Source organism: Stenotrophomonas sp. SrG, assembly GCF_050031795.1.
In the GTDB taxonomy this organism is placed as follows: domain Bacteria; phylum Pseudomonadota; class Gammaproteobacteria; order Xanthomonadales; family Xanthomonadaceae; genus Stenotrophomonas; species Stenotrophomonas rhizophila_A.
Genome location: NZ_JBNBBE010000494.1, coordinates 1 through 255 on the forward strand (window position 1 = coordinate 1; position 255 = coordinate 255).

At 72.5% G+C, this 255-nt stretch carries 1 pseudogene; it reads right to left on the bottom strand.

What is annotated here, in order from left to right:
* Positions 1-255, bottom strand: a pseudogene (locus tag ACQG3P_RS20605) (DUF4350 domain-containing protein); the annotation flags it as partial.

Sequence of the window (255 nt, forward strand, 5' to 3'; positions counted from 1 at the left end):
CCGGCGCCGGCAGCAGGCTGCCCAGCCGCTGCGCGCGCTGCCTCAGCCATGCCAGCAGGGCCAGCAGCAGGGGCACCCACACCGGCCAGCCCTGGTAGAAGATGCGTGACCACTGCGTGGGCGGGCGGGAGCCGTAGATCAGCCACACCGTGCCTTCGGCGTAGTTCGGGTCGAGCACATGGCGGGTCTGGTCGCGGTGCGCGAGGGCGTGCAGGCCGTCGGCCAGGCTGCCCGTGGGATCCTCGGCGTTGAAGA